This window comes from Kribbella amoyensis (assembly GCF_007828865.1).
Lineage (GTDB): Bacteria > Actinomycetota > Actinomycetes > Propionibacteriales > Kribbellaceae > Kribbella > Kribbella amoyensis.
In genome coordinates, this window is sequence record NZ_VIVK01000001.1 from 1,952,381 (window position 1) to 1,975,008 (window position 22,628).

Genomic DNA, 22,628 nt, shown 5'->3' on the forward strand with positions numbered 1-22,628 from the left:
TCCGCAGGCGACCACGGGTTAGCCTGCTGCGCGTGGCTGCGGACGGGTTCGACCTGGATCATCACGGGGACGTCGAGGTGGGGGACGGCCTCGTCGATCTCGCCGTCAACGTGCGAGCGGGGACTCCACCCGCCTGGCTGGTCGACGAGATCGCCGGCAGCCTCACCGACCTCGCGGCGTACCCACGGCAGGACGCCGCGGTCGCCGCGGTCGCCGCGCGCCACGGGTGCGACCCCGACCAGGTACTGCTGACGGCGGGGGCGGCCGAGGCGTTCGTGCTGATCGCTCGCGCGTTCCGTCCGCGCCATGCCGTCGTCGTGCATCCGCAGTTCACCGAGCCGGAGGCGGCGCTGAGGTCCGCGGGGCACCTGGTCGACCGGGTCGTGCTGCGTCCCGACGAGGGGTTCGTCCTCGATCCGCGGCGGGTGCCCGACGACGCGGACCTGGTCGTCATCGGCAACCCGACCAACCCGACCTCGGTCCTGCATCGTGCCGACGACCTGCGCGAACTCGCCCGGCCGGAGCGGATCCTCGTGGTCGACGAGGCGTTCATGGACGCCGTTCCGGGCGAACCGGAGTCGCTCGCCGGCGCGTCCGTCCCGGGTCTCGTGGTGATCCGGAGCCTCACCAAGACGTGGGGACTCGCGGGTCTCCGCGTCGGGTACGTGGTCGCCGCTGCCTCGTTGATCGAGCAACTGGCCGCTGTCCAGCCGCACTGGCCGGTCTCCACACCCGCCTTGGCTGCCGCTCTCGCCTGTATGAGCCCGCGAGCACAGGCCGAATCCGACCAGGCCGCCGTGGAGCTGGACCGCCAACGCGACCACCTGGTCGAAGGCTTGACCGGCGGACCAGGTGGCGTCCGCATGTACGGCGTACCGCGCGCGCCGTTCGTACTGGTCCAGGTGCCCGAGGCCGACGTCCTCCGGGAACGCCTGCGCGAGCGCGGGTTCGCCGTACGGCGGGGGGACACGTTTCCTGGGCTGGACGGGAGCTGGCTGCGAATCGCGGTTCGTCCGGAGGCGACCACGGACGCGTTCCTCAAGGTCTGGTACGACCTGCTCGGCTGACCCATCATCGGAGGAGGGAGTGCGCTGGAGGGGGTCCGTCGATCGCGGCGGAACCGTGTACTGGCTGTAACCCGGACGGGGGTTTACCGCCGATCTACTTTGCGCACTGGGATGGCACCGAAAAGCCTCTCGAAGGGAGCAGCATCATGGGCTTGAACGACGACGACATGACCACTTCGTCCGGTGATGGCGAGGGTCTGGCGGACGGGGGCGCGACGCCCGGCGCGACCGACGGAGGCGCTGACGGTGGTGCTGACGGGGGCGCCGGCGGGTCCGGCCAGGAAGGTCCTGCGGACGGTGGGGCCGCTGCCGGGGTGAGTGACGGCGGCGCGGACGGTGGAGCGGACAGCGGTGCGGGCGGCGAGGGTCCGGCCGACGGCGGGGCGACGCCCGGCGCGACCGATGGCGGCGCCGACGGCGGCGCGGAGGGCCCCGCGGACGGCGGTGCGTCGCCCGGTGTGAGTGACGGCGGCGCCGATGGCGGCGCCGGCGGAGGCGGCTCGGAAGGGCCGGCGGACGGCGGCGCCTCGCCTGGTGTCAGCGATGGCGGCGCTGACGGAGGAGCCGACGGTGGTGCGGAAGGACCGGCCGACGGTGGCGCGAATCCACGCGGTACCGATGGCGGGGCCGACGGCGGTGCCGGCGGGAACTCCGGAAGTTGGTGACCCCGGTGCCGGAGACCGGGCCGCCGCCGGACCGGCGCCCGGCTCTCCGGCGCTGCGTCGCGGGGGACGCTGACGAGTTCGCGCGCAACTACTGGGGGTTGCGCGCGCTGTTGTCCCCTGCGGCCGAGCTGGCCGGTCCCTTCGACGACCTGTTCACGCTGGACGACGCGGACGAGCTCCTGTCGCGCCGCGGCCTGCGGACGCCGTTCCTGCGCATCGCGAAGAACGGTGCGGTCGTCGGCGACAACCAGTTCACGGGGCCGGGCGGTGTTGGAGCGGAGATCGGTGACCAGGTCCGCGACGACAAGGTCGCCGCACTGTTCGCCGACGGGCACACAGTGGTACTGCAGGCTCTCCACCGCACCTGGCCGCCGCTGGTCGACTTCGCGACGCAACTGTCGACGGATGCGGGCCACCCGGTCCAGATCAACGCGTACATCACTCCTGCGCAGTCGCAGGGCTTCTCCTCGCACTACGACGTGCACGACGTGTTCGTCCTGCAGGTAGCGGGCGAGAAGCACTGGACGGTGCACGAACCGGTGCACGTCGACCCACTGCGTAACCAGCCGTGGACAGACCACTCCGATGCGGTCGCCGAGGCTGCCCGCGATCAGCAGCCCGTCGTGGATGCCGTACTACGGCCCGGGGATGCGCTGTACGTACCGCGCGGCTTCCTGCATTCGGCGAGGGCGCTGGGTGGGGTGAGTGCCCATCTGACGGTCGGGCTGCACACGATGACGCGGTACCTGCTCGTCCAGGAGCTGGCTGCGCTTGCGGCAGAGCACGGCGAGCTTCGGACCGCGTTGCCGCTCGGCTTCGATCCAGGTGATCCGTCGCAGGTGGCGGGTGAGCTGGAGCAGGTGGCGAAGCTCTTCACCGACTACCTCGACACGGCGACCCCGGAGAAGCTGGCGAGCCGCCTCCGTCGCCGTACGTGGTCCGGCAACCGTCCCGCTCCACTTGCACCGCTTGCGCACGCAGCTGCTCTGGCGGACCTGGCTGTTGGTACGCCGGTGCGCCTGCGGGCTGGTTTGCGGGTACACCTGGTGCCGGGGGATCCGGTGCGGCTGCAGTTGTCGGATCGGACGATCACTTTTCCGTCGTCGACCGGGGCTGCTGTGGCGAGGGCGGTGTCGGGGGAACCGTTCGAGGTGGGTTCACTGCCGTCGCTGGATGAGTCTGATCAGGTCGTGTTGGTGCGGCGCTTGATGAAGGAAGGCGTCCTGGTCGCGGGGCTGTGACCGGGCCTGCTCGTGGGGTGGACGGGCGGCGAGGGGTTGTTGGAGGCGGGCGTAGGGTCGGGTGGTGTGGACCGCGGATCCGGTGATGCTCTGACGGCCGGCTTCGGGTCTTCCGACGCGGGCGATCCCGCGAGGTACCGACCGGAGACGGGCTGCGCCGCCTCCGCCGAACGCCGCGGCGATCTGCTGCTCGCCTCCGCCCCACCCGCCGAACGCTGGCTCCTCATCGAAACCAATCGGCCCTGGCCGCGCGTCGCCCTGGAAGCTCTGCAGTACTCGTCGGCTCTCGCGGACGACCAACCCGTCACCGCGCAGGGCGTACCCACGGACGGTGGTCGTCCGCGGGTACGGGCCGCTGGTCTGGGGGCCGAGGTCGCACGGTTGTGTGCGGAGCTGCGGTGCCGGCCGGTGCTGATCCGCCGGCATGGCCGCACGGACCGAGACCTTCCACGCCGTTGGGCCCTGATCGACAGCCGGCCGGGCAGCGAATCCATCCGCTGGGGCGAACTCCCCACCGACGAGCACGTCCTGAAGGTCCTCGCCGGCACCGACCCCGGGACCCCGAGCACCGAACCGATCTACCTCGTCTGCACCCACGGCCGCCACGACGCGTGCTGCGCCGTCCGCGGCCGCCCGGTCGCCTCCGCCCTCGCCGCCGCGTACCCGGAGCGCACCTGGGAAAGCAGCCACGTAGGCGGCGACCGCTTCGCCCCCAACGTGGTGCTGCTCCCCCACAGCCTCTACTACGGCCACGTCACGCCACCCGGCGCCGTCGCCATCGCGAACGCGTACGACAAAGGCGAGGTGGTCCCGAAGTCCTTCCGTGGCTCGGGCGCCCTGCCACCCCACGTCCAAGCAGCCCAGCACTTCGCCCGCGCCGCGGGTCACCCCACGACGCTCGATTCCCTCCGCCCGTCGGCCGTCGTCCCGCTGGCCGGCAGCCGCTGGTCGATCAAGCTCACCACAGACATGACAGAGCTCGAGGTCGAGGTCGAATCCCACCAGATCACCATCGACGGCCAGATGACCTGCGCGGCCCAACCCCCAGGCGTAGTCCGTCAGTTCACCCTCAACTCGCCTGTTCCCACACCCAAAAATTAGTTGCCCTCAGCCCTGAAAAGTCAGCCTGGCTGAAGGTCAGTCGATGCGGCGGTCGGATTGGTGGTGGGCGTAGAAGGCTGATTGGCGGGCCATGATTTCGCGCAGGGGAGTGCCTCGGGGGACGCCGTAGACGGTGCCTGGGAAGTCCAGGGGTTCTTGGGTTTGCCAGAGGGCTTCGTGTTGGTCGGGGGAGTAGAGGGTGGCCGGGTTGCCTGCTGCGATCCAGCCGATGGGGAGGACCGCGCCCGCGGGCAGGTGGGAGTTGACGTGGAGGACGCTGTTGATGCGCAGTTCCGCGCCCTCGCCGGCGACTGAGCCTGGGAAGAGCGAGGCGCCCGTGGCGATGAAGACTTCGTTCTCGACCGTGGCGCCGTTGACGTGGGCGTGCGGACCGACCAGGACCGCGTCGCCGATCAGGGCGGGGTGGTCTTCGCGACCGCGGACCAGGGCGTTCTCCATCACCACGCTGTTCTCACCCAGGTGGACCTCGCCGTTCTCCGCGGTGAGTACTGCTCCGTGCAGGACTCTGCTGCCCTCGCTCAGGACGACGGCGCCGCAGAGTACGGCGGACGGTGCGACGTACGCGGATTCCGGCACGACCGGTTGACGGCCGCGGTGTTCGAGCAACATCGGGCTGTTCCTTTCCCTGCTGCATCACCTCGACATTCCTGTCTGTTCTACCGGTTGGCGGTCTGCGGTACTCCACAGCCCGGGGCGCCTCACTCCCCGGGCCGGCCGTCGCCCGGTCCGCCGGCCGGCCACATCGGAGGTGGGAGGTTCGGCCGTCGGTGGTCAACGGGAGGGTGGAGCAACCGCTGGCTACACCGAAAACATTAGAACATCTGTTCGAAGAGCCGCAACAAATCCTGACGAATCAGTCACGCCGTGTCGTGGCGTGCGGGAGCTTCTGGTCCAGGACGTAGATCGTCCCCGCGGCGACCAGGGCGAGGGCCGAGATCGCGAGCCACGGGAACTCGTGCCGTACCTCGAAGAGTTGCGCGAAGAACGCCGGGACCAGGACGCTCGCGAAGGTGAACGAGTACTGCCAGTACGACAGGTACTTCCCGTGCCCGCGGACCGGCGCGACCGCGGCCGCCAGCGCGTTGGAGGTCGCCGCGTGCAGCACGTCGGCAGCTGCGAAGACCGCGGTCGCCAGCAGTAGGCCAGGGACGACCGCCCACACCGGGATGTGCAGCAGTCCGGCCATCAGGACGCCCCACACCGCCCAGAGCACGCCGGCCAGGATCAGTACGTTGGTCCGCCGCCGCTTCTCCGTGTGGCGCACCACCAGCGTCTGACCCGTCGCGAGCACGATGGAGATCGCGGCGAGCAGTACGCCGACCAGCCACTTCGGAGCGGGCAGCGCTTCCGTCACATACACGGGGAGCCCGATGCCCATCACCATCGTGCACAGGGCGAGCACCGTGTTGGCGGCGATCAGGACGAGGAACGGCTTGTCCTTGCGCAGCAGGGGGGCCGGTCCGCCGATGTTGTCCGCCGCCCGCTTGGCATGGCTGGCGCGGATCCGCATCAGGAGCAGTCCGGCGAGGAAGAAGGACACCGCGTTCAGCGCCATCGCCACGAGGAAGGGTTCGTCCCCGGGGATGGTGAGCAGCGCACCGGCGGCCAGTGCGCCCAGTCCGAAGCCGCCTGCCTGCATCATGCCGCCGAGCCCGAACCACCGGTCCCGGTCACCCTCGTCCGCGATGTCCGACAGCAGGCTGAAGATCGACGACCAGAACACGCGTTGCCCGGTCGTCATGACCAGGGCGCAGAGGAAGAGCAGCCAGGTCGCCCGGCCGACGAAGAACCCGGCGAACGCGAGCCCTTGCGCGAATTGCGCGCCGATGACCAGGTTGCGCGGGCCCACTCGGTCGATCACCACCCCGACCACCGCCGGGGCAGCCAGGGAGAACAGGGTCGCAACGGTCAGCAACAGACCCGCGGTACCGAGTGGGATGTCCCCCACGCGCACGAAGAACAACAGCAGCAGCGGTCCGGCGCAGCCGCCGCCGAAGGAGTCGATGGCGAGGCCGACGAGGAGAGGAACGCGGCCGCGCACGTTTGGCAGGCCAAGGGACATGGCTGTAGGCATGGCAGAGGGCTCCGATCGCAGCCGTCGAGCGTAACAAGGGGATCGGGAGCCCTCCACCCGTTTTCTCAGCGCTGCGGTGTCTCCGTTCGGACAGAGACATGCCGCAGCGGCCTCCACCCGACAACGGTCATCACGACCATCCCCACGAACGCGAACGTGAACGGCGCGACCAGACCGAACCGCTGCGCCAGTACGCCACCCAGCAACGATCCCAGGGCCGCACCACCGACAGAGGCCAGCAGGTACACGCTGTTCACGCGGCCCAGCAGCGCGTCCGGTGTCGCGAGCTGCCGTGCCGTCGTCGAAACGATGCCCCAGACAACAGCGTGGACACCGAAGACGGCCATCGTCACGCCGGCGATCCACGGGTTCCTGGTCAGCGCGAGGATCAGGTGCACCGCCGTCTCGATGACGAGGCCCGCGCGGAGCAGGGTCAGACTGCCGACGCGGGGCTCGAGTACGTGGTACACCGGCGTCCCCGCGATCGCACCGATCGCTCCCGCCGAGATCAGCAGCCCGTACTGCGTGTCGGTGAGGCCAAGGCGTTCCCGCGCGAACAGTACCCACGTCGCGAACGCAGCGCAGAAGGTGATGTTCATGATGAGGATCGCCCACGCCAACGTGCGTACGCCGGAGTGGTTCCACAACCAATGGATCCCCTCGCGCACGTCGTGCCAAAGCGCGGTACGGGGCTCGTCGCGGACCGCGGGTGGGCGGACAGAGACCCGGGAGATGAGTGCGGCCGCAGCGGCGAACGTGATCGCGTCGAGGAACAACGGCACACTCGCGCCAACGGCGAACAACAGCGCGCCGATTGGCGGACCACCTAGCTGGTTCAGTACGGTCGCGGCCGCGTAGAGCCGGGCGTTCGCCTTACCGAGATGCTCCTTGGGGACGGCGGTGACGAGCAACGCCCCGGCCGCGTTGTCGGCGAGTGTCTCGGCCGATCCGAGCAGGAAGAGCGCCAGGTACACCGCCCACAACGGCGAGGCGTCCAGCAGTACGGCGAGACCGAGCGCGGCCAGTACCGCGGCCCGGAAGACGTCCGCGACGACCACCATCAACCGGCGGTCCAGCCGGTCGGCCAGGGCGCCGCTGAACAACGCGAACAGCAGCCAGGGCAGTTGCTGAACGAAGACGGCCGCACCGACGGCCGCTGGCTGGTCCGTGATCGAGGCGACGAGCAGCGGACCGGCGGCGAGCAGAGCGCCGTCGCCGAGGTTCGAAATGGCCGCGGCGGGCCAGATCCGGCGGAAGTCCCGGCCCAGTTCGGGCGGCAGGACGAGGGTACGGAGGGATCGCATGCGTGAGCTCCAGAGGGCATGACGGCAAGACAGGACAGCCGGCGTACGCACACACCGGCGACTCCGGTCGACGCCCGGGATCAGGAACTGATCAGCGGGCGGACCGGAAGCTGCGGGCCACGTCCTCGAACAGCCGAGACATCGAACCCACCTCCCGTCCTCGTCAGACCAGGCGGTCCGTCCGCCTCGTCACCGCCAGACCCTAACCGCCACCCCGCCACCCCGCCACCCCGCACCACATTTCGCCCGCGGCAGACCGAGCCCGCTATCCTCGACGCCGAGTGGAAGGGCCGAAGCCCACCCACCAGGAGGGTTCGCATAGCGGCCGAGTGCGCTGGTCTTGAAAACCGGTAGGGCGGGTGACCGTCCTCGTGGGTTCGAATCCCACACCCTCCGCCTTGTGATGTCTCAAGACATAGGCGACAGCTGAACCTACGATTCGTGGGTTCGGCTGTTTTCATTTGGGGGGGTCGTTTGGGGGCTGGGCCGGGCGGTCTTCCGGTGCGTTGGTAGTCCTTGGTGGGGTCGAGGACCAGTTCGCGCAGGAGTTCGCCGGTCGCGGCGTCGACGACCCTGATTTGAAGGTCGTGGATGAGGAGCAGGACGTGGGTTCGGGCGTGGGTTCGCCCGATGCCGATGTGGTGCAGCCGACCGTTGACCCGCAGTGTGACCACGCCGGTGTCGTCGATACGGTCGGTGCGGACCCGGTGGTGGACCTCACCGGTCCGGTCCGTGGTCGGGCCGGCTTTCGGGCGGGCGTGGTAGGCGGCCGCGGGGGTGGCGCGGTGGGGCAGTGACCGGTGCGGGCGGCGCTGGTTGTACTCCTCGGTGAAGGCGTCGAGCAGCATCTGGAGTGCGGCGATCGTGGTCGGCTGGTCCGGCTGGGCGCGCAGCCATTTCTTCATCGTCTGCTGGAACCGCTCCACCTTCCCGCAGGTGGTGGGGTGGTTCGGGCGGGAGTTCTTCTGCACCACGTTCAGGTTGCGTAGTTCGGTCTCGAGGCCGTTGCGGCCGCCTTTCCCGCCCGCCAGCCTCGTGGTGTAGACCATGCCGTTGTCGGTGAGCGTGGAGGCCGGGGATCCCGTACTGGGCAACGGTTTCGCAGAAGCTGCTCAGCACGATCGGGCCGGTGATCCGCGGATGCGCGGTCACGGAGAGGGCGTAGCGGGAGTGGTCGTCCAGCCAGCTGATGACCTCCACATCGGTGCCGGCACGCCCGTCGGGGCGGGTGAGGCGGTAGTGGGTGAAGTCGGACTGCCAGCACTCGTTCGGCTGCTCGGCGGCGAACCGCAGATACGACGACCGCGGCCGCTTGCCCGGATCCGGCACCACGGCGCCCGCCCGGACCAGGATCCGGTGAATTGTGGCCCGCGACAGCCTCACCTGATGGTGGTGCAGTAGGTGCCAGCCGATCGTGTCCGCCCCGGCGTCCAGGCCCTGCTCGGTTAGTTGCTTGCGCAGCCGCAGTACCAGCTCCACCGTCTCGACCGCAGTGGCTCGCGGTGAGGTCTTCGGCCGCCGTGACCGTGGCTCGAACTCCGCCTCGCCCTCCGACTCGTAACGGGCCCTCAGCTTGTAGACCCACGCCCGGTGTACGCCGTACCGCCGGGCCACCTCAGAGGCCGATTGACCCTCCACAACCAACGCGGTGATAACCAACCGAGCCTTCGACATGCCCGAGCGTCCAGCCCGACAGCCCTGTCGCCGATCACCCGAGACACGTGTCGCCTATGTCTTGAGACATCTGTCGCCTATGTCCTGAACCACAACACCACACCCTCCGCCTTGTGATGTGGAGGGGACTGCCCCGGGTTCGGTTGACTCCTGATCTGTGAGGACTTGGGTCCTTGCTGGAAGGATGTCTGTCGTGCCGAAAGCGTTTCCGTTGGAGTTCCGTCGTGATGTGGTCGCGGTTGCCCGCAAGGGTGAGGCGCCGATCGCGCAGGTCGCGAAGGACTTCGGGATTTCCGTGTCGTGTCTGCAGCGCTGGCTGAAGCTGGCCGATATCGAGGACGGTCACCAGTCGGGCGCCACTCGGGAGGAGTCGGCTGAGCTGCGCGAGGTGAAGAAGCGCAACCGGCAGTTGGAGCAGGAGAACGAGATCTTGCGGCGCGCCGCGGCCTACTTCGCCCGCGACGTCAACCCAAAATGATGTACCCGCTGGTCCTTGACCTCGCCGCCGACGCGATCCCTGTCGCGGTGACCTGCCGGGTACTCGGCTTCACCACCCAAGCCTTCTACAAGTGGCGCAAGAATCCTGTCACGCAAAGAGATTTCGACGATGCGCACCTGATCAACGTCGCCATCGACATTCACGCCGATGACCCGACGTTCGGGTACCGGTTGATCGCCGACGAGCTCGCCGACGCCGGAGTCGCCGCGGGTGAGAACCGGGTCGCCAGGTTGTGCTCGCAGGAGCGGATCTGGTCGATCCACGCCAAGAAACGCGGCCTGACCCGCAAGGCCGGCCCACCGGTGCACGACGACCTGGTGAAACGCGGGTTCAGCGCGGCCGGACCGAACCTGATCTGGCTGACCGACATCACCGAACACGCCACAGCTGAGGGCAAGCTCTACCTCTGCGCGATCAAGGACGTCTACTCCAACCGGATCGTCGGTTACTCGATCGGGTCACGAATGAAGGCGTCCCTGGCGGTGTCAGCGCTGCGGAACGCGATCGCCTTGCGGGCACCAACTGCCAATCTGATCGTGCACTCGGATCGCGGCAGCCAGTTCCGGTCCACGAAATTCGTCCGGGTCTTGAAGGCCTACCAGCTGCGCGGATCAATGGGCCGCGTCGGAGCTTGCGGCGACAACGCCGCGATGGAGTCATTCTTCGCCCTGCTGCAGAAGAATGTTCTGGACCGACGACGCTGGACCACCAGACACGAACTGCGTCTGGCGATCGTGTCCTGGATCGAGACCACCTACCACCGCCGACGCCGCCAACGCGGCCTCGGCAAACTCACACCCATCGAGTTTGAGACACTTCAACCGGTCGTACTCGCGGCCTGAACCACCACACCCCACGAGTCAACTGAACTCGGGGCAGTCCCGAGCTTGGGACGAGTCGGTGAACCGTTCGCGGTGCTCAATACGATGAGTGTGCGTGGATGGAACGAGCAGCGACGGCGAGGTGCTGCGCGCGGTCGCTCGCGGTGACCGTGCCGCCTTCGCGCTGCTGTACGAGCGGCACGCGGGCTGGCTCCTGCTCCGGTTGCGGCACCGCTGTGCCGATGCTCAACTCGTCGAGGATGTCGTCCAGGAGACCTTTCTGGCGGTCTGGCACGGCGCTGACCGGTACCGGGAGCAGTCGGGCGCCGACGTAGCCGGCTGGCTTTGGCGCATCGGTCAGCGGCGGCTGGTCGACGCGTTGCGACGTACCGGTGCCCGTGACCGGCTGTGGCGAGTACTGCGCGGACGCCCCTCCAAGGATGAGCCGTCAGCAGAGGACCAGGTACTGCTCGGTGTCGAGCACGGTGATCTCGGAGCTGCTCTGGACAGGCTGCCACCGGAGCTGCGTGCGGTGCTCCAAGCAACCGTCCTGGACGGCCTGACCACCCGTGAAGCCGCCGCTCTGCTCGGCGTGCCACCTGGAACCGTCAAAACCCGGGCCATGCGCGCCCGCCGCGAGCTTCGGAGCCGATTCTCATGAACGCGAGCGAGGACCTGTGGCACCCCAACGACGACCTGCTCGCGCTGTACGCGCGCGGAGTACCGACGGACAGCGTCCGCTGGTCCATCGAGGCGCATACTGCCAAGTGCGCCAACTGCCGCTCGGCCCTGGCCCGCTTGGTCGGTGAGCCGATGGGCCGGATCTGGGACCGCCTGGACGCGGAGATCGACGCACCGCGAGTAGGGCTGATCGAGCGCCTGTTGGGCCGTCTGGGCGTTCGGGAGTCCACAGCCCGGCTCCTCGTCGCTACTTCGACACTGCGGACCTCCTGGCTGCTGGCCGTACTCCTGACCCTGCTGGCTGCCGCGGCCGTTTCAGTCTTGGCGCCCGGCCTCGCCACCCCCTGGCCCTTCCTCGCCATCGCGCCACTCGTACCCCTCGCCGGAGTCGCCGCCGCCTTCGGACCCGGTATCGACCCCGCCTATGAACGCAGCCTGGCTACGCCGTACGACTCCTTTCGCCTGGTGCTCCTGCGCGCCACGGCCGTCCTCACCGCATCCGCTGGGCTGATCGGTCTTGTCACGCTCCTGCTGCCCGCCGCCGGGCTGGCTGCCCTCGCTTGGCTGCTTCCGGCGCTCGCGCTGACAGCGACCATGCTCGCGCTGGCCGGCTGGACAGGCCCAGTACCGGCGGCTGTCTGCGTAGGGCTCGGCTGGATTCTCACGGTCGCGGTAACCCTCGACCGGAATGCCTCGGTGCTCTTCACCCCTATCGGCCAGGTCCTGGCCGCACTTCTGGCCGTACTGGCCACCCTGGTCCTCCTAGCGACCCGCAGGCGCTTCGACGCCGGCCGTCTGCCACGTAATCCCTGGAGCCACGCATGACCTCGACAGTTGCCCTCGCCGGCATTCACGTCCGTTTCGGCCGCACCGTCGCTCTCGATGACGTGTCGGTCCAGCTGGAGCGAGGAGTGACCGGACTGCTCGGCCCGAACGGTGCGGGCAAGACCACCCTGCTGCGGGTCCTGGCCACCGCGCTCGCGCCGGACAGCGGTACCGTGCGCGCCTTCGGGACGGACGCGGGCGACTCGGCCGGCCGCCTCGCGCTGCGCCGACGCCTGGGATACGCCCCCCAGGAACCGGGGCTGCACCCACGCTTCACCGCGTTCGAGTTCGTCGACTACGTCGCGATCCTCTGCGAACAGGTCGATCGCCGCGCCAGGCATGCCGAGGTACGACGGGTTCTGCACGAGGTCGGCCTCGACGACCGCCGTTCAGCCCGGATCAAGACCTTGTCGGGCGGTATGCGGCGTCGGGTGGCCCTGGCTGCCGCACTGATCGGCAACCCCGACCTGCTGGTGCTCGACGAACCCACGGTCGGCCTCGACCCGGAGCAGCGGCTGCGCTTCCGCGAGCTCATCGCCTCACTCGGCCAGCAGCGGACCGTACTGCTGTCCACGCACCAGACCGAAGACGTCCAGGCCTTGTGCAACCGAGTGGTCGTCATGCACGGCGGCCGAGTGCGGTTCGACGGCACTCCCGCGGGGCTCGTCGAGGTCGCTCAAGGCCGCGTCTGGACCAGTACGAGACCGCCGGTGGCCGCGCTGGCGTCCTGGCAGACCGGTACCGGTGTGTTCCGCAACGTCGGCAGCGCGCCCGCAGAGGCAGACCTGGTCGAGCCCACGCTGGAAGACGGCTACCTGCTCCTGCTCGACGGTGCGCCGGCCGCGGGGGTGACCGCGTGACGACCGCTCAGCATCCTGCTCCGGTGATCGCCCCGGTAGCGCCGCAGACGGGCGGTGCCGTGTTCGCCTTGACGCGGATCGAGGCGGTCCGCCTGCTGCGTCACCCCGTGGTGCTGCTTGCTCTTGTCGCTCTGGCCGCCTGGTGGCTGCTGCCCTGGATCCTCGGAACGGCGCAGAACAGCTTTCCGGTGCTTCACGAACAGGATCAGGCCACCGCCTTTCCTGCCATGGTCGTGGGGTTCGCCGCGCTGGTGGCCGCGAACCGCGCTGTCCTGAGGGCGCACCGCCACGGTACGGAGGAGCTGTACGGAGTGCGGCTGGTCCCGCGCTGGGGACGTACCGCCGCACATCTCCTCGCGGTAGTACCGCTTGCAGTACTGGTCAGTGGCGCAGCAATTGCCCACGTCGCCGCGCTGAGCACGGTCCCCGCAGCAGTGGGCCGGGTGAACCCTGCTGAGCTGGCAACCGCACCGGCCCTGGTCCTGCTTCTCGGCGCGTCCGGGGTGCTGCTCGGCAGGCTGGTGCGCTCTCCGGCCGGGGCGCCTCTGGCGGTGGTCCTGCTGCTGTTCGGCAGCTTCGCGGGTGACATAATCCGCGCGTCCGCCGACGGGTCGGCGCGGTGGCTCGGCCTGGTCGGACTGCAACTCGGCAACGAGCAGGCATTCACCCCTGATCTACTGGCTCGCCCGGCCGGCTGGCACGCCCTGTACCTCGTCGGCCTCGCCCTGTTCGTCGCTGGCGCGGTGCTACTACGTGACCGCGGCCCGTGGGTTCCGGTAGCGGGCATGCTGGTGGTCGCGGTGTTGGGTACGGTGGTCGCCGGTTCCGCGCAGCTGCGCCCGTTGCCTGAGCAGGTTCGCCTCGCGCGAGTGGCCGCTACAGAGCAACCAGCGTCACGGCAGACCTGTGTAGTCGCCGGTGGGGTGAAGTACTGCATGTTCGCCGGGTACGAGGCGCGGGTCGCTCAGTGGCAGCCGGTCGTGGAGGGCGTGCGCAAGCTCATGCCACCTCAGGCGGCGCAGCAGCCGTTGACCGTGCGTCAACGAGTTGCTGCCACCAACCCACCGCCACAAGGCGGCAGCTGGGTAGTAGGACCCGCGCCGGTCGAGTCCTGGCGCGCCGATGACCTCGCCGCTGGTACGCCGGGTGCTGTCAGCGTGAGTACGACCTGGCGCCCAGGCAGCGAAGGCCGGGCGGACTTCCCGCTTGGTCTGGCGTACGCGGTGGCTGCCCGAGCTGTCGGCACCAGCGACGTCGAGTTCGCTCATGGAGTGCAGTGCGGCGGCCGCGCGATCGTCGCACTCTGGCTGGCCGCCAGCTCCCGCCCGGACGGTGTGGCGGCGATCAAGACACAGCTGGCGATGTCGATGGGAAGCTCGCTCGCACTCCCGGTCGTCGACGGCGGACAGTCGCTGCTCATCGACTCGCGGGACGTGACGGTGGTGCAAGGCATGCTCGGTCTGCCGACTGACCGGGTGCAGGCGCAAGTTCACAGGGACTGGGCCCAGCTGACCGGTCCTGGAGTTCGCACAGCCGACATTGCGGCCCGCTTCGGTCTCCCCGAGCCGCCTCCGCTACCGCCTGTCGGAGAGCGCTCTGTCGGTACCGAGGACTGCTGATGGCAGCGAAGGTCCGCGTGACCATCGCCTACCAGTTGGTGCGTCCGACCGCCCGTGCCGTGCGCTGGCCTCCTCTGGTCGCAGGGGCACTGCTTGGCCTGATCGCCGTCGCCCTGCCCGCCGCCCTGGTCGAGCTCAGGCCGGAGGGCTGGTCGACCGTTCTCCGCCTTGCAGCCCTGGCCGGAGCCACCGGGGCCGCCTTCATCCTCGACGACCCCTCCTATCCCTCCACGTCGGTGGTGCCGACCCCGAGCCTGCTCCGACGGACGGTCGCGGTAGCGCTGCTGCTACCCCTGGCGGCCCTCTGGTGGGTCGCTGCACTGCTCACTCTGCCTGACGACGCTGCAACTGGTCTGCCGTTGGCTGGACTCACCATCGAAGCCGCGGCCTTGTTCGCCATCGCAATCGCCGTGGCTGCCGGCCGCAAAGGTGACGGCGGCCTCGCCGGAGCCGTTGCGACGTTGGTCACCGGCCTGCTTGCCCGCCTACCGCAGCTCGATCTCGTCCTGCCGCCCGGCGATCCGCAGTGGAACCGGGCTCACCTGATCTGGGCTGTGCTCGCCGCCGCGGCGTGCTCGGCCTTCGTGGCCGGGCCGATCGTCCCTGCGCGTCGCCTGCGCTGTGAGAATTTCCGCCGACGACTTGTCGGATCCGGAGTGAGGCGTTCGTAGTAGGGGTGACGGGCGGCTCGACGCAGGTCGCCGGACTGACAGAAAGGCATGGCCTCATGCGGAAACTGGTCTACGGCATGAACGTGTCCCTGGACGGCTTCGTTGCCGCGCCCGGGGACGACCTCGGGTGGAGCGCGCCGAGCGACGAGCTGTTTCGGTTCTGGCTCGACCAGGAGCTGGCAATCGGTCTGTTCCTCTACGGGCGCGGGCTGTGGGAGAACATGAGCTCCTACTGGCCGACCGGCGATCAGCAGCCGGGCGCCACGCCGGCGCAGGTCGAGTTCGCGCGGAACTGGCGGGATACGCCGAAGGTGGTGTTCTCCTCGACGATCGACAAGGTCGACTGGAACGCCCGGGTGGTCGCCGGCGACGCGGTCGAGGAGATCGCCCGGCTCAAGGCCGAGGACGGCGAGCCGATGAGGGTCGGTGGCGCCACGCTCGCCGGCGCGGCCATGCGGGCCGGGCTGGTCGACGAGTACGAGATCGTCACCCATCCGGTGCTGCTGGGCGGCGGCAAACCGTTCTACACCGCGGTGGACAGCTGGGTGAACCTGAACCTGGTGGAGACGCGGACCTTCCCCGGCGGCGCGCTCCTGACCAGGTACGAGGTAAGGCGCTGAGCGCTGCTTGTCGGCCTTGTAATGCAAGGGTTTGGGCAGGGTTGTGGGCGGTGGGTGTTACTGGGTGCGGCCGGATCGCTACGATGTGGTTCTCCCGCGACGACGCTGTGGATTGGACTTTCATCGATGAGTGACAGCACGGACACCAACATCGACGAGCGGCTGATGCTCGACCGGCCGCACGGCGCGCGGGTCTACGACTACTTCCTCGGTGGCAAGACGAACTTCGCGATGGACCGGCAGGCCGCCGAGCACCTGCTGGAGGCGTTCCCGGGGTTCCGGACGGCCGCGCTGTCGAACCGGATGTGGATGCACCGCGCCGCCAAGTTCGCCGCCGAGCGGGGCATCACGCAGTTCCTCGATGTCGGCACCGGTATCCCGACCAGCCCGAACCTGCACGAGGTGGTCCAGGAGATCACGCCCGAGGCGCGGGTGGTCTACGTCGACAACGACCCGATCGTGCTCGCCCACTCGCGGGCGCTGCTGCGGAGCGGGCCGCAGGGCAAGACCGCGTACCTCGAGGCCGACGTCACCGATCCGCGGGCGATCCTGTCCTCGGACGAGGTGAAGCAGACCCTCGATCTCAGCAAGCCGGTCGCGTTGAGCGTGGTCGGGGTGTTCCACTACCTGCCGGATGCGCTGAAGCCGTACGACCTGATCAAGGAACTGGTCGACGCGGTCGCGCCCGGCTCGTACTTCATCTTCTCGCACTGCACGCCCGACTTCGCGCCGGAGCTGTGGAAGCGCGCGATGCAGGTCTACAAGGCCGACGGCGGCGACGCGCAGGTCCGCAGCAAGGAGGAGGTGACGCGCTTCTTCGACGGGCTCGAGCTGGTCGAGCCGGGGGTCGTGTCGCCGTTCCGCTGGCATCCGGACGCGGAGACCGACCGGCTCGTCGCGAAGGGCGACTTCACCGACATCATGTGCAGCCTCTGGGTCGGCGTCGCCAAGAAGCCCTGACGACAGCACCGGGCAGCCCGGACAGCACCAGCCGGCCCCGACTGTACGAGCAAGCCCCGACTGACCCGATCAGCGCCCGGTCGTCTGGTTCGACGCGCTGCTGGGAGTGAGTGGGAGCGCAGTGTGGCCGGAGTGATGTCACTGTGGGGGCATGGACTTCAAGGTTCCGGGCGGGGTCGTCTGGGGTGAGGACAGCGGGGGCGACGGGCTGCCGCTGGTCTTCCTGCACTCGGGCGCCGGGGATTCGCGCGGCTGGGACGCCGTGGTGCACCGGCTGCCGCAGCGCGTGATCCGGTACGACGTCCGCGGTTACGGCCGGTCCCCGCGTCCGACCACCCCGTTCACCATGCAGGGCGACCTCGCGGCCGTGCTCGAGTACTGCGGGGTCGAACGCGCCGTACTCGTCGGGTGCAGCCTGGGCGGCAGCACGGCGATCTGCCAGGCGCTCGTGGATCCACAGAGCGTCGCCGGGCTCGTCCTGCTCTGTCCCGGGCTCACCGGCTACCCCTGGCCCGACGAACCCGAGCTGGACAAGGTGTACGACGAGCTGGCCGCGGCCGGGGACGTGGAAGGGCTCGTGCGGTTCGGCCTGGATCTCTGGGCCGCCGCGGGATCCGACGGCGAGGTGGCGGAGCAGGTGCGCGCCGCGGTTCCCGGGTGGCTGGCGCAGTCGGACTTCCGCCGGCCCGACGTCGCGGCGTACGGGCGGCTGGGCGAGATCCGGGTACCGACCGCCGTGCTGGTCGGGGACCGGGACCGGCCGATCCTGGCGGCGTGTGCGGGCGCGATCGCCGCCAGAATCGAGGGCAGCCGGTTGGTCTGGGCGCCGGGGGTCGATCACTTCCCGGCGCTGCGCGCTCCCGACCTGGTCGCCCGGACGATCCTCGACGTCATCGCGGAAACGACAGATGCTGGTGCACCAGCTCCCAGCCACGAGGGCCGTGCCTGAACACCCGGGTCGCCCGCGACTCGCTCAGTACCGGTCCGTCCTCGGTCTCCACCGTGACCTGGTCGATCCCCCAGGCGACCGCGAGGTCGTTGCTCGCAGCAACTTCCATCGCGGGGACGGTGAAGCTGACCTCGCCCGTCCCGGAGGCCAGGCCCGCCTCGCACACCTCGCGGACGGCCGGCTTTCCGACGTACTGCAGCGGTCCCTCGTGCTCGTAGGACACGACGTCGTCGGCGATCCCCTCCATCAGCCCGTCGAGGTCCTTGGCGGCGGTCCGGTCCGACCAGTGCGCGATCAGGTCCCGGACCGCGGACTCTGCCACGGCTCGCGGGATGTCGTCGTGCGGGAACGAGTGGTGTTCGTGGGTGATCACCCACTCGCCTTCCACCTTGCGCAGCCCGATCGTCAGGCGGAGCCGGTTGTCCGGGTTCTCGTCCGCCGTCCCGCAGCGCAGCAGGGCAACGGCGAACGCCACGTCGGTCCCGGCGGTCACATCGAGCGACAGCAGGTCGAACGACGCCCCGGACGCCTGCCACTCGAAGAACCCGGGCCAGGTCGCGCGGTACGCGTCCAGCCCGCGCACCCCGTCGTGCGGCGGCGGCACGTCGAACATCACCACGTCGTCGGAGTGGTGCGCGAGCACGGTGTCCAGATCGCCGACGTGGACCGCGGCGGCCCAGCGCTCGATCAGATCGCGGATCAGTTGCTCGTCCTTCGTCATCACGGGATTCCTTTCAGCGGGGATGCGTTCACCACCTAGAACCCGGGCCGGCGCGGAAACTCATCGCACGTGGCTCAGAAAAGTTCGGCCGGCAGCCCGAACGCGGGGAAGTCGGCCGCCAGGAACGACACCACCTCGGCGATCCCGGTCCCTCGGACCATCACCAGGTCGAGCCCGGACGGGATGTACCGGCCGCCCTCCCACCGGTACGTCGCGAACGCGAGCTGGCCGTTCGCCCGGGTCGGCAGGAACCGCCACTTGTCCTGCAACGGCCCCTCCACCAGGAACTCGCGGATCTCCGCCCGCCCCGCGAACCACTGCGGCAGCGGCGGCATCGAGTACCGCGCGTCCTCGGTCAGCATCGCCACGATCGCGTCGATGTCACCCGCCTCCCACGCGGTGAGGTACCGGCGAGCCACCTCGCGCTGACCGTCCTCGCCGAGTGCGGCCAGCTCGGCCTGTTGCGAACTGGTCCCGCCGACGACCTTCCGTGCTCGCTGCAACGCGCTGTTGACCGCGGCGACCGTGGTGTCGAGCAACTCGGCCACCTCCTGCGCGGGGTACGACAGCACGTCGCGCAGGAGGAGCACGGCGCGTTGCAGCGGGGACAGGTGCTGCAGTGAGGCGACGAAGGCGAGCTCGACACTTTCCAACGCGACCACGCGCGCCTCGGGGCTCAGCTGGGCCGTCCAGGTGAGCCGGTGCTCGGGGTACGGCTCCAGCCAGGTCACCTCGGTCTGCGGTGCACTCAGGTCGGTCGGGAGTTCCCTGCGTCCATGCCGTTCGATCAGGGTGAGGCAGCGGTTCGTGGCGATCTTGTAGAGCCAGGCCCGCACCGTACCGCGGTCCTCGTAGCGCTCCCGGTGGTTCCACGCGCGCAGCAAGGTCTCCTGGACGGCGTCCTCTGCGTCGTGGTCGGACCCGAGCATCCGGTAGCAGTGCGCGTGCAGCTCGCCCCGAAGCGGTCCGACCAAGCGGGCGAAGGCGTCCTCGTCCATCCGTTCAGGCTACGGCCACCCAGCGCTCCAACGTGGCCGCTGCAGCACCACTGTCGACAGCTGCGGCGCACTGCTCCAGACAGACCTCGATCGGCGCCGCATCCGGCAACGTGCTCAACGCCGCAGCTGCATTGAGCAGTACTACGTCCCGCACGGCGCCCCGTTCGCCCGCGAGGAAACGCCGCGCAACCCCAACGGCGTCAGGGCTCCGCAGCTCATCCACCGAGCGCAGCGGCAGACCAAGGGACCGCGGATCGAGCACGGTCTCCACGACCGCGCCGTCCCGCACGACGAAGACCCGTGACGGGCCGGTCGTCGTCAGCTTGTCCAGGCCGTCCTCCCCACGAACCACGAGCGCCGACCGGCCTTGCGCAGCGAGTACTCCAGCAACGACCGGCAACAGCCGCGCATCCGCCACCCCGACCAGCCCGTATCCGGGATCCGCCGGGCTGATCAAAGGAGCGAGCACGTTGAACGCGGTCGGTACCGCGAGTTCCCGGCGTACCGCGGCCACCTGCCGCAGGCTCGGGTTGTACTGCGGCGCGTGCAGGAACGCGATCCCGGCCGCCGACGCGACGCGGGCCGCTTCGGCGGGAGAGTGGTCCAGCCGGATCCCCAGCGCCTCGACCAGGTCCGCCGCACCGCCCGTCGGCGACGAGGCCGCGCGACCGCCGTGCTTGACCACCGTGACCCCGGTGGACGCCACCACGATCGCCGCCATCGTGGACACGTTCACCACGCCGAGCCGGTCCCCGCCGGTCCCCACGATGTCGACGACCGGGCCCGGGATCTCGACCGGCGTCGCCTGCGCGCGGACGGCGGCCGCTAGTCCGGCGATCTCGGCCGCGGTCTCGCCCTTGGCCCGGAGCGCGACCAGGAACCCGGCGATCTGCGCGGACGTCGCCTCGCCGCGGACCACGCGCTCCATCGCCCACCCGGTGTCCGCCGTCCGCAGGTCCCGGCCGTCGAGCAGGTCGACGATGAGTCCGGACCAGGTCCGGCCGGCGGGACGCGCGGGGGAAGGCGGGGCAGCCAGTGTCATCGGTACTCCTCGGGATGCGGGTCGCCCCACCGAGGACCAACGAAAACGGCCGCCTCGACGAGACGGCCGGTGAACGCACGAACAACTGGACCGTCTAGGAGACGGCCCACCAGCTGCTCAGGCGCGTGGTCATGTCCTGACTCTAGTACCTCGGCGCGGTCCGACCGCGAACGGAGTCCACGAAGAACTCGGCCCTGTCGGCGGTCCAGTCCACGGCGTACGTGTGGAAGTCGGCGACGTCGATCGGCAGCCGGACCACCTCGAAGTCCTCGGGTGTCGAAGGATCGCGGAACTGGTGCAGCCCCATCCCGATCGCGGTGGACCCTGGTTCGACCGCAGTGCCGAAGACCTCCATCACGCAGATCTCGGCGCACCGGTCCGGCCGGTCGTCCAGGCCGACCAGCCCGGGTCCGTCGAAGTCGTCCTCGAAGACCTGCAGGGGCCCCATCATCGAGGGGACCCGGCCGGCCTGTCACACCTTGGCGACCGGGTCCGTCATCAGGGTGAAGGCTGTCGACAGGAGAATGTGACCGTGGATCACCAGGACCAGCTTGCTGCCCAGTTCGAGCGGAACCGCGGCCACCTGCGCGCGGTGGCGTACCGCATGCTCGGATCGGTCAGCGAGGCCGAGGACGCGGTCCAGGAGGCGTGGTTGCGGCTGAGCCGGGCCGACGTGAGCGAGGTCGCGAACCTGGCCGCCTGGCTCACCACGGTCGTCTCCCGGGTCTGCCTGGACCAGCTCCGCACCCGCAAGTCGCGTCGCGAGGACTCCTACGACACCTTCGTCCCGGACCCGATCGTGACCCGGATCGAACCGGCCGGCGCGCCCCGCGTCGACCCGGAGGAGGAGGCCGTCCAGGCCGACGCGGTGGGCCTGGCGATGCTGGTCGTCCTGGAGACCCTGGCCCCGGCAGAGCGGCTGGCCTTCGTCCTGCACGACCTGTTCGGCGTGAGCTTCGACGAGATCGCGGCCATCGTCGGCAAGACCCCCGTCGCCACCAGGCAACTCGCGAGCCGCGCGCGCCGCCGGGTCCAGGGCGCTCCGCAGGGCGACGGCGACGTCACTCGCCAGCGCGAGGTGGTCAACGCCTTCCTCGCCGCGTCCCGCAGCGGCGACTTCGAGGCCCTCCTGTCGCTGCTCGACCCGGACGTGGTCCTCCGCGCCGACGCCGGCAACATCCCCGCCGACGCCCTCGCGGCCTCCCGCCTCATCCGCGGCGCCGAGGACGTCGTCCGCCAGGCCCTCCTCTTCGCCAAGCTCTCCCCGCACTCCCAGCCGGCCGAGGTCAACGGCCTCCCCGGCGCGGTCACCGTGGTCAATGGCAAGCTCTTCGGCGTCATGTCGCTCGAGGTCCGCAACGGCCGCATCACCGAGATCAACATCCTCGCCGACCCCGACCGCCTCAACCACCTCCCTCTTCCTGCCTGATCAGCGTCAGTACTCGCTCGGCCTGCGCTTCGGCGGTCCCCGGCGGATTCCGGTCCGCGGACGGACCACCGGGGCGGATGAGCGTCAACCAGAAGGTCGCCCACAACACGCGGGCGATGGCGTACCGCTCACGGTCGACGGCGAACCGGTCGGCGAACTTGGTCCAGTCCGTCTGCCGGGACGCCAGGTGTTCAACCAGGTTCGCGAGCTCGACGGCCCGGTCGCTCAGGCCGGCGTCCTCGAAGTCGACGATCCGGATGCGCTGCCCGTCCCAGAGGTAGTTCGCGAGGTTCGGATCGCCGTGACCAACGACGGGATCGGCCGGCCGGACGAGCACCTCTGCCCGGGGTAACCACTCGCCGGCCACCGCGTTCGCCTCCCCGAGGACCCCGCCGCCGGTCCAGCTCGAGACAGCAGACGTGATCCGCTGGATCACGCCGGTCAGAGAGATCGGCCGCAGGCCGGCCGGACGGGCTGACCACAGCTCGTGAAGGGCTCGCTCCAAGGCGTCGAGCTGTTGCTCGGTGAGGCTGCCGCCGAGCGGGCTTCCGGGCAGCCGGGTCATCGTGATCGACGGATCCCCGGTGCGGCGGAGGGGTGTCGGGACTAGGCCCGGCGTTGTTTCGGTGAGAGCGGTGAGGGCTTCCCACTCGCGGTGGTGCTCACCTCGGGCGTGGTCGACGTATGTCTTCGTGACGACGTCTCCGGTGACGGCCACCTGGTGCGTCTGGCTCATTCCACGGACCCTTCCAGAAAGTTTCTGGGGGAGGTGTCAATTCTGGGTGG

The 22,628-nt window shown here is 69.6% G+C and carries 23 protein-coding genes, 1 tRNA gene and 2 pseudogenes; 16 read left to right on the top strand and 10 right to left on the bottom strand.

Going from position 1 to position 22,628, the window contains the following annotated elements; genetic code table 11:
- Positions 1-32: 32 nt before the first annotated feature.
- The 4 genes from cobC to FB561_RS09375 all read left to right on the top strand — a co-directional run bounded on the left by cobC (position 33) and on the right by FB561_RS09375 (position 4,074).
- Positions 33-1,067: an Rv2231c family histidinol phosphate aminotransferase CobC gene (gene cobC, locus FB561_RS09360; protein WP_202880576.1), complete on the top strand. Its 1,035-nt coding sequence runs from the start codon at positions 33-35 to the stop codon at positions 1,065-1,067.
- Between the two features lie 146 nt (positions 1,068-1,213).
- On the top strand, positions 1,214-1,732 hold the full coding sequence (locus tag FB561_RS09365) for a BatC protein (RefSeq protein WP_145805071.1): 519 nt from the start codon (positions 1,214-1,216) through the stop codon (positions 1,730-1,732).
- Between the two features lie 5 nt (positions 1,733-1,737).
- Positions 1,738-2,973 carry a cupin domain-containing protein gene (locus FB561_RS09370; RefSeq protein WP_238334736.1) on the top strand — a complete coding sequence of 412 codons (1,236 nt, stop codon included), beginning with the start codon at positions 1,738-1,740 and terminating at the stop codon, positions 2,971-2,973.
- A gap of 66 nt (positions 2,974-3,039) precedes the next feature.
- A complete protein-coding gene (locus tag FB561_RS09375) occupies positions 3,040-4,074 on the top strand; it encodes a sucrase ferredoxin (protein WP_170284612.1) in 1,035 nt (344 codons plus the stop codon).
- Positions 4,075-4,110: 36 nt separating this feature from the next.
- Here the strand turns inward: FB561_RS09375 and FB561_RS09380 are convergent, their stop codons facing one another.
- From FB561_RS09380 to FB561_RS09390, 3 genes are all read right to left on the bottom strand, one after another.
- Positions 4,111-4,704, bottom strand: coding sequence for a gamma carbonic anhydrase family protein (locus tag FB561_RS09380; protein ID WP_145805077.1), 594 nt, complete (start codon positions 4,702-4,704; stop codon positions 4,111-4,113).
- 244 nt (positions 4,705-4,948) lie between these two features.
- Complete coding sequence (locus tag FB561_RS09385; protein ID WP_238334737.1) at positions 4,949-6,136, bottom strand: MFS transporter; 1,188 nt, start codon at positions 6,134-6,136, stop codon at positions 4,949-4,951.
- A gap of 98 nt (positions 6,137-6,234) precedes the next feature.
- Complete coding sequence (locus FB561_RS09390; protein WP_145805081.1) at positions 6,235-7,473, bottom strand: MFS transporter; 1,239 nt, start codon at positions 7,471-7,473, stop codon at positions 6,235-6,237.
- A gap of 307 nt (positions 7,474-7,780) precedes the next feature.
- On the opposite strand from FB561_RS09390, the gene FB561_RS09395 reads away from it, so the two are divergent.
- Positions 7,781-7,869, top strand: a tRNA-Ser gene (locus tag FB561_RS09395).
- A 191-nt stretch (positions 7,870-8,060) separates the two neighbouring features.
- Positions 8,061-8,270 (top strand): hypothetical protein, encoded by a 210-nt coding sequence (locus FB561_RS38210; protein WP_202880947.1) that lies wholly within the window; start codon positions 8,061-8,063, stop codon positions 8,268-8,270.
- Positions 8,271-8,318: 48 nt separating this feature from the next.
- Here FB561_RS38210 and FB561_RS39185 read toward each other — a convergent pair.
- Together FB561_RS39185 and FB561_RS39190 are read right to left on the bottom strand one after the other, a co-directional pair.
- A pseudogene (locus tag FB561_RS39185) lies at positions 8,319-8,522 on the bottom strand (IS481 family transposase); the annotation flags it as partial.
- A gap of 358 nt (positions 8,523-8,880) precedes the next feature.
- A pseudogene (locus FB561_RS39190) lies at positions 8,881-9,147 on the bottom strand (helix-turn-helix domain-containing protein); the annotation flags it as partial.
- A 193-nt stretch (positions 9,148-9,340) separates the two neighbouring features.
- Between FB561_RS39190 and FB561_RS09405 the strand changes: the two are divergent.
- From FB561_RS09405 to FB561_RS09445, 9 genes are all read left to right on the top strand, one after another.
- Positions 9,341-10,488 (top strand): IS3 family transposase gene (locus FB561_RS09405; protein ID WP_145801226.1). Its coding sequence is split into 2 segments (ribosomal slippage): positions 9,341-9,620 and positions 9,620-10,488, totalling 1,149 coding nucleotides; the frame shifts between segments, so codons are not numbered across the junction.
- Positions 10,489-10,582: 94 nt separating this feature from the next.
- Positions 10,583-11,128 (top strand): RNA polymerase sigma factor, encoded by a 546-nt coding sequence (locus tag FB561_RS09410; RefSeq protein ID WP_145805083.1) that lies wholly within the window; start codon positions 10,583-10,585, stop codon positions 11,126-11,128.
- Positions 11,125-11,973: a cupin domain-containing protein gene (locus FB561_RS09415; protein WP_145805085.1), complete on the top strand. Its 849-nt coding sequence runs from the start codon at positions 11,125-11,127 to the stop codon at positions 11,971-11,973. The genes FB561_RS09410 and FB561_RS09415 overlap by 4 nt, the downstream gene beginning before the upstream one ends.
- Positions 11,970-12,833: an ABC transporter ATP-binding protein gene (locus FB561_RS09420; RefSeq protein WP_145805087.1), complete on the top strand. Its 864-nt coding sequence runs from the start codon at positions 11,970-11,972 to the stop codon at positions 12,831-12,833. The genes FB561_RS09415 and FB561_RS09420 overlap by 4 nt, the downstream gene beginning before the upstream one ends.
- 23 nt (positions 12,834-12,856) lie before the next feature.
- Complete coding sequence (locus FB561_RS09425) at positions 12,857-14,452, top strand: hypothetical protein (protein ID WP_145805089.1); 1,596 nt, start codon at positions 12,857-12,859, stop codon at positions 14,450-14,452.
- A complete protein-coding gene (locus FB561_RS09430) occupies positions 14,452-15,123 on the top strand; it encodes an ABC transporter (protein ID WP_145805091.1) in 672 nt (223 codons plus the stop codon). Before FB561_RS09425 ends, FB561_RS09430 begins: the two co-directional genes overlap by 1 nt.
- Positions 15,124-15,179: 56 nt before the next feature.
- On the top strand, positions 15,180-15,743 hold the full coding sequence (locus FB561_RS09435) for a dihydrofolate reductase family protein (RefSeq protein WP_145805093.1): 564 nt from the start codon (positions 15,180-15,182) through the stop codon (positions 15,741-15,743).
- Positions 15,744-15,869: 126 nt separating this feature from the next.
- On the top strand, positions 15,870-16,703 hold the full coding sequence (locus tag FB561_RS09440; RefSeq protein ID WP_145805096.1) for an SAM-dependent methyltransferase: 834 nt from the start codon (positions 15,870-15,872) through the stop codon (positions 16,701-16,703).
- Between the two features lie 151 nt (positions 16,704-16,854).
- A complete protein-coding gene (locus FB561_RS09445; protein WP_145805098.1) occupies positions 16,855-17,652 on the top strand; it encodes an alpha/beta fold hydrolase in 798 nt (265 codons plus the stop codon).
- Here FB561_RS09445 and FB561_RS09450 read toward each other — a convergent pair.
- The 4 genes from FB561_RS09450 to FB561_RS09465 all read right to left on the bottom strand — a co-directional run bounded on the left by FB561_RS09450 (position 17,594) and on the right by FB561_RS09465 (position 20,864).
- Entirely contained in the window at positions 17,594-18,373 is a 780-nt protein-coding gene (locus FB561_RS09450) for a nuclear transport factor 2 family protein (protein WP_145805100.1), read from the bottom strand. The two genes, FB561_RS09445 and FB561_RS09450, sit on opposite strands and share 59 nt — an antisense overlap.
- Positions 18,374-18,447: 74 nt before the next feature.
- A complete protein-coding gene (locus FB561_RS09455) occupies positions 18,448-19,371 on the bottom strand; it encodes a sigma-70 family RNA polymerase sigma factor (RefSeq protein WP_145805102.1) in 924 nt (307 codons plus the stop codon).
- Positions 19,372-19,375: 4 nt separating this feature from the next.
- Positions 19,376-20,413 carry an anthranilate phosphoribosyltransferase gene (trpD, locus tag FB561_RS09460; protein WP_145805104.1) on the bottom strand — a complete coding sequence of 346 codons (1,038 nt, stop codon included), beginning with the start codon at positions 20,411-20,413 and terminating at the stop codon, positions 19,376-19,378.
- Between the two features lie 142 nt (positions 20,414-20,555).
- Positions 20,556-20,864: a glycoside hydrolase family 16 protein gene (locus FB561_RS09465; RefSeq protein WP_238334738.1), complete on the bottom strand. Its 309-nt coding sequence runs from the start codon at positions 20,862-20,864 to the stop codon at positions 20,556-20,558.
- An 81-nt stretch (positions 20,865-20,945) separates the two neighbouring features.
- Here FB561_RS09465 and sigJ point away from each other — a divergent pair, with 81 nt between their 5' ends.
- On the top strand, positions 20,946-21,842 hold the full coding sequence (gene sigJ, locus FB561_RS09470) for an RNA polymerase sigma factor SigJ (RefSeq protein ID WP_145805107.1): 897 nt from the start codon (positions 20,946-20,948) through the stop codon (positions 21,840-21,842).
- Here sigJ and FB561_RS09475 read toward each other — a convergent pair.
- Entirely contained in the window at positions 21,817-22,578 is a 762-nt protein-coding gene (locus FB561_RS09475) for an aminoglycoside phosphotransferase family protein (RefSeq protein ID WP_145805109.1), read from the bottom strand. The genes sigJ and FB561_RS09475 overlap by 26 nt on opposite strands.
- Between the last annotated feature and the right edge of the window lie 50 nt (positions 22,579-22,628).

What these genes read in the sequence shown, in the direction of transcription:
- FB561_RS09430 (WP_145805091.1), top strand. Translation starts at nt 14,452, where the DNA reads ATGGCAGCGAAGGTCCGCGTGACCATCGCCTACCAGTTGGTGCGTCCG.
- FB561_RS09440 (WP_145805096.1), top strand. Translation starts at nt 15,870, where the DNA reads ATGAGTGACAGCACGGACACCAACATCGACGAGCGGCTGATGCTCGAC.
- FB561_RS09435 (WP_145805093.1), top strand. Translation starts at nt 15,180, where the DNA reads ATGCGGAAACTGGTCTACGGCATGAACGTGTCCCTGGACGGCTTCGTT.
- FB561_RS09365 (WP_145805071.1), top strand. Translation starts at nt 1,214, where the DNA reads ATGGGCTTGAACGACGACGACATGACCACTTCGTCCGGTGATGGCGAG.
- FB561_RS09445 (WP_145805098.1), top strand. Translation starts at nt 16,855, where the DNA reads ATGGACTTCAAGGTTCCGGGCGGGGTCGTCTGGGGTGAGGACAGCGGG.
- FB561_RS09390 (WP_145805081.1), bottom strand. Translation starts at nt 7,473, where the DNA reads ATGCGATCCCTCCGTACCCTCGTCCTGCCGCCCGAACTGGGCCGGGAC.
- FB561_RS09420 (WP_145805087.1), top strand. Translation starts at nt 11,970, where the DNA reads ATGACCTCGACAGTTGCCCTCGCCGGCATTCACGTCCGTTTCGGCCGC.
- FB561_RS09465 (WP_238334738.1), bottom strand. Translation starts at nt 20,864, where the DNA reads ATGATGGGGCCCCTGCAGGTCTTCGAGGACGACTTCGACGGACCCGGG.
- FB561_RS09475 (WP_145805109.1), bottom strand. Translation starts at nt 22,578, where the DNA reads ATGAGCCAGACGCACCAGGTGGCCGTCACCGGAGACGTCGTCACGAAG.
- trpD (WP_145805104.1), bottom strand. Translation starts at nt 20,413, where the DNA reads ATGACACTGGCTGCCCCGCCTTCCCCCGCGCGTCCCGCCGGCCGGACC.
- FB561_RS09450 (WP_145805100.1), bottom strand. Translation starts at nt 18,373, where the DNA reads ATGACGAAGGACGAGCAACTGATCCGCGATCTGATCGAGCGCTGGGCC.
- FB561_RS09415 (WP_145805085.1), top strand. Translation starts at nt 11,125, where the DNA reads ATGAACGCGAGCGAGGACCTGTGGCACCCCAACGACGACCTGCTCGCG.
- FB561_RS09455 (WP_145805102.1), bottom strand. Translation starts at nt 19,371, where the DNA reads ATGGACGAGGACGCCTTCGCCCGCTTGGTCGGACCGCTTCGGGGCGAG.
- FB561_RS09380 (WP_145805077.1), bottom strand. Translation starts at nt 4,704, where the DNA reads ATGTTGCTCGAACACCGCGGCCGTCAACCGGTCGTGCCGGAATCCGCG.